This window comes from Kitasatospora sp. NPDC051164, assembly GCF_044455625.1.
Taxonomy (GTDB): Bacteria; Actinomycetota; Actinomycetes; order Streptomycetales; family Streptomycetaceae; genus Kitasatospora.
In genome coordinates this window covers 1-4,889 of the sequence record NZ_JBITFB010000103.1, presented here as the reverse complement: position 1 = coordinate 4,889, position 4,889 = coordinate 1, and the positions used below count along the sequence as shown (strand labels likewise).

Genomic DNA, 4,889 nt, shown 5'->3' with positions numbered 1-4,889 from the left:
ATGGCGGGTTCGGTGGGCAGTGCCGGGCAGGGCAACTACGCGGCTGCGAATGCCTATCTGGACGCGCTCGCGGAGCAGCGCCGGGCCGACGGTCTGCCCGCCACCTCGATCGCCTGGGGCCCGTGGGCACAGGGCGGCATGGCCGCCGACGGCACCGTCGAGCAGCGCCTGCACCGCGACGGCGTCCCGCCGATGGCCCCGCCCCTGGCGATGGCCGCCCTCCGGCAGGCCGTCGAGCACGGCGACGGTGCCCTCACCGTCGTGGACATCGCCTGGGACCGCTTCCTGCCCGGCCTGACCGCCGTCCGACCCACCACGCTCTTCGACGAGATCCCCGAGGCCCGCCAGGTCGCGGCCGCGGCCACCGTAGCCTCCGGCGCTGCAGCCGTCAGCTCTTCGCAGGCCGACCGCCTCGCCGGCCTCCCGGCCGCCGAGCAGCAGCGCGTCATGCTCGACCTCGTCCGCACCACCGTCGCGGCCGTGCTCGCCCACTCCGGCACGGACCAGGTCGAGGCCGGCCGGGCGTTCAGGGAGCTGGGCTTCGACTCGCTGACCGCCGTCGAACTCCGCAACCGCCTGGCCGCCGCCACCGGGCTGCGCCTGCCCACCACCCTCGTCTTCGACTACCCGTCCGCCGCTGCGCTCGCGGACCACCTCCGCACCGAACTCGTGGGCCGCCAGCCCGCCGCCGTCGCCGAGGGCACCGCCCGTACGGCCGCCGAGGACGAGCCGATCGCGATCATCGGCATGAGCTGCCGCTTCCCCGGCGGCGTCGCCTCGCCCGAGCAGCTCTGGCAGCTGCTCGTCGGCGGCGGCGACGCAATGTCCGGGCTCCCGACCGACCGCGGCTGGAACACCGACACCCTCTACGACCCGGACCCCGAGCGGGTCGGCACGATCTACACCCGCGAGGGCGGCTTCCTGCACGACGCGGCCGAGTTCGACGCCGCGTTCTTCGGTATCTCTCCGCGCGAGGCGCTCGCCATGGACCCGCAGCAGCGGCTGCTGCTGGAGACGTCCTGGGAGGCGTTCGAGCGTGCGGGCATCGACCCGGCCACCGTGCGCGGCAGCCGCACCGGCGTCTTCGCCGGTACCAACGGCCAGGACTACCTCGCCCTGCTGATGAGCTCGCCGGAGGAACTCGAGGGCCACCTCGGCGTCGGCACGGCCGCGAGCGTCGTCTCCGGCCGCCTCTCCTACACCTTCGGCCTGGAGGGGCCGGCGGTCACCGTCGACACCGCGTGCTCCTCCTCGCTGGTCGCCCTCCACCTGGCCGTTCAGGCGCTGCGCAACGGTGAGTGCACGCTCGCCCTCGCCGGCGGCGTCACCGTGATGGCCACCCCCGACACCTTCCTCGACTTCAGCCGCCAGCGCGGTCTCGCCGCCGACGGCCGGTGCAAGGCGTTCTCCGCGGCCGCCGACGGCACGGCGTGGGGTGAGGGTGCCGGCATGCTGCTCGTCGAACGGCTGTCGGATGCCCGGCGCAACGGGCACCCGGTGCTTGCGGTGGTCCGTGGCTCTGCGGTGAACCAGGATGGTGCGTCGAACGGGCTGACGGCGCCGAACGGTCCGTCGCAGCAGCGGGTGATCCGGCAGGCCCTGGAGAGTGCCGGTCTGGCGGCGGACCAGATCGACGCGGTGGAGGCGCATGGCACGGGCACCCGCCTTGGTGACCCGATCGAGGCGCAGGCTCTGCTCGCGACGTACGGTCAGGAGCGTCGGGACGGCCGTGCGCTGCTGCTGGGGTCGGTGAAGTCGAACATCGGGCACACGCAGGCTGCGGCCGGTGTCGCCGGTGTGATCAAGATGGTGCTCGCGATGCAGCACGGCGTCCTGCCGCGGACCCTGCACGTGGACGAGCCGTCCCCGCACGTCGACTGGACGGCCGGCGCCGTCGCGCTGGCGACCGAGAACGTCGACTGGCCGCAGACCGGTGAGCCGCGCCGCGCGGGCATCTCCTCGTTCGGCTTCAGCGGCACCAATGCGCATGCCGTGCTGGAGCAGGCTCCGCCGGCGGACGAGGTGCCCTCGACCGCGGCTGTGTCGCCGCTGTCGCCGGTGGTGCCGGTGGTGCTTTCGGCGCGGAGCCCGGAGGCGCTGGCGGCGCAGGCGGCGGGGCTGGTGACGCTGGTCGAGGGCGAGGGTGCGCCGGGTGTGGCGGATCTGGGGTTCTCGCTGGCGACGGGCCGGGCGGCGTTCGAGTACCGGGCCGGGTTCGCGGCCTCCGATCGTGCGGAGCTGCTGGCCGGGCTGGCCGGGCTGGCCTCGGTGTCCGGTGGTTCGGTGGTGGAGGGGCGGACGGCGTTCCTGTTCACCGGTCAGGGCAGTCAGCGGGCCGGTATGGGGGAGGAGCTGTATGCGGCCTACCCGGTGTTCCGGGATGCCTTCGACGGAGTCTGCGCCGAACTGGACCCGCTGCTGGACCGTCCGCTGCGTGAGGCGCTGGCTGATCCGGAGCTGATCCATGAGACGGGCTGGGCTCAGCCGGCGCTGTTCGCGCTGGAGGTGGCGCTCTTCCGGCTGGTGGAGTCGTGGGGTCTGACCCCGGACGTGCTGGCCGGGCATTCGATCGGTGAGCTGGCCGCCGCCCATGTCGCGGGTGTGTTCTCGCTGGCGGATGCGGCGAAGCTGGTCGCGGCGCGTGGCCGGTTGATGCAGGCGCTGCCGGGCGGTGGTGCGATGGTCGCGGTGCAGGCGTCCGAGGCCGAGGTGCTGCCGCTGCTCACCGAGGGTGTCGGGATCGCCGCGGTCAACGGGCCCACGTCCGTCGTGCTCTCGGGTGCCGAGGATGAGGTGCTCGTGCTGGTCGCGCGGTTGGAGGGACGGAAGTCCAAGCGGCTGACGGTCAGTCACGCCTTCCATTCGCCGCTGATGGACGGCATGCTCGCGGACTTCCGTGCCATTGCCGAGCAGGTCAGCTACGAGTCCCCGCGGATCCCGATTGTCTCCACCCTCACTGGCGCTCCCGTCTCCACCGAGCTGACCGACGCCGGGTACTGGGTGCGCCACGTCCGTGAGGCCGTCCGTTTCGCGGACGCGGTCACCGCCCTGGAGGCGGATGGTGTCCGGACGTTCGTCGAGTTGGGTCCGGACGGTGTGCTGTCGGCGATGGGTCAGGAGTCCGTGGCCGAGGCCGTGTTCGTCCCGGTGCTCCGCGCCGGCCGCCCGGAGGCCCGCACGCTCACGGCGGCCCTGGCCCAGGCGCACGTCCGCGGTCTCGCGGTCGACTGGCAGGCCGTGTTCGCCGGTACCGGCGCGCGCCGGGTCGACCTGCCCACCTACCCCTTCCAGCGGCAGCGGTACTGGCCGCGGACACCCGTCCTGGCCGTCGGCGATGTCGCGTCGATCGGGCTCGGTGCGGCGGGGCACCCGCTGCTCGGTGCGAGTGTGGAGCTGCCGGATTCGGACGGTGTGGTGTTCACGGGCCGGCTGTCGGTGCAGTCGCACCCGTGGCTGGCTGATCACGCGGTGATGGGCGCGGTGCTGCTGCCCGGCACGGCGTTCGTCGAGCTGGCGATCCGGGCCGGTGACCAGGTCGGCTGCGGGCTGCTGGAGGAGCTGACGCTGGAGGCGCCGCTGGTGCTGCCCGAGCGCGGCGGCGTCCAGCTGCGGTTGGCGCTCGCGGGCGTGGACGAGGCGGGCCGGCGGACGCTCAGCGTCCACTCGCGCCCGGAGGACGCTGCGGAGGGCGAGCCGTGGACGCGGCACGCCACCGGTGTGCTCGCACCCGACAGCATGGCCGCCGTCCCGTCGTTCGAGCTGGTCGAGTGGCCGCCGACCGGTGCGGTGCCGGTTCCCGTCGACGACCTGTACGAGCGGCTGGCCGCGGCCGGGTTCGGATACGGGCCGGTGTTCCAGGGCCTGCGCGCCGCCTGGCGGCACGACGGCGAGACGTACGCCGAGATCCGACTGCCGGAGAGCGCCCACGAGGACGCCGAGCAGTACGGACTGCACCCGGCGCTGCTCGACGCCGCGCTGCACGCCCTCGGCCTGGACATCGCCGACGGCTCGACCGGGGAGGGCCCCCGCCGGGCCCGGATCCCGTTCTCCTGGAACGGGGTCACCCTCTACGCCGCCGGTGCGACCGCCCTGCGCCTGCGTCTCACCGAGGCCGGGCAGGACACGGCCTCGCTGCTGCTGGCGGACGAGACCGGGCGCCCGGTGGCCGTGGTGGAGTCCCTGGTCTCCCGTGAGGTGTCCGAGGAGCAGGTGCGCAGTGCGCGCGGTGGCTTCGTCGACTCGCTGTATCGGGTGGAGTGGACGGTGCTGCCGGTGTCGCAGGCGCCGGCGGGTCGGTGGGCCGTGCTGGGTGCGGGCGGGTTCGGTGCGGAGCGGTTCGCGGACCTGGCGGAGCTGGGTGCGGCGGTCGACGCCGGCACGGCCGCCCCGGATGCGGTGTTCCTGGCGCTGGAGTCGGTCGAGGCGTCTGATGACGTGGCTTCGGCTGTGCGCGCCGCGCTGCACGGGGTTTTGGGGACGGTGCAGGAGTGGCTGGCGGACGAGCGGTTCTCGGCGTCGCGTCTGGTCCTGGTGACCCGTGGGGCGGTCGGTGCCGAGGTCGAGGACCTGGTGCACGCGCCGGTCTGGGGCCTGGTGCGCTCGGCCCAGGGGGAGAACCCCGATCGCCTCGTCCTGCTGGACCTCGACGGCGGAGACTTCTCCCGCGAGGCGCTTTCCGCCGCTCTGGCGGCCGGCGAGCCGGAACTCGCCGTACGCGGTGGTGCGGTCCAGGTGCCGCGCCTGGCCCGGGCGCAGGCGTCCCCGGAGGAGGCCGTGCCGGTGTTCGGCCCGTCCGGCACGGTCCTGGTGACGGGTGCGTCGGGTCTGCTGGGCGGGCTGGTGGCCCGTCATCTGGTGGTCGGGCACGGGGTGCGGAGCCTGCTGCTGGT

General features: G+C 74.0%; 1 protein-coding gene. It reads left to right on the top strand.

Annotation, left to right across the window (positions count from 1 at the left end; translation table 11 throughout):
- Positions 1-4,889 (top strand): beta-ketoacyl synthase N-terminal-like domain-containing protein (locus tag ACIBEC_RS47545; RefSeq protein WP_396290896.1); only part of this gene is annotated, 4,889 nt, incomplete at both ends.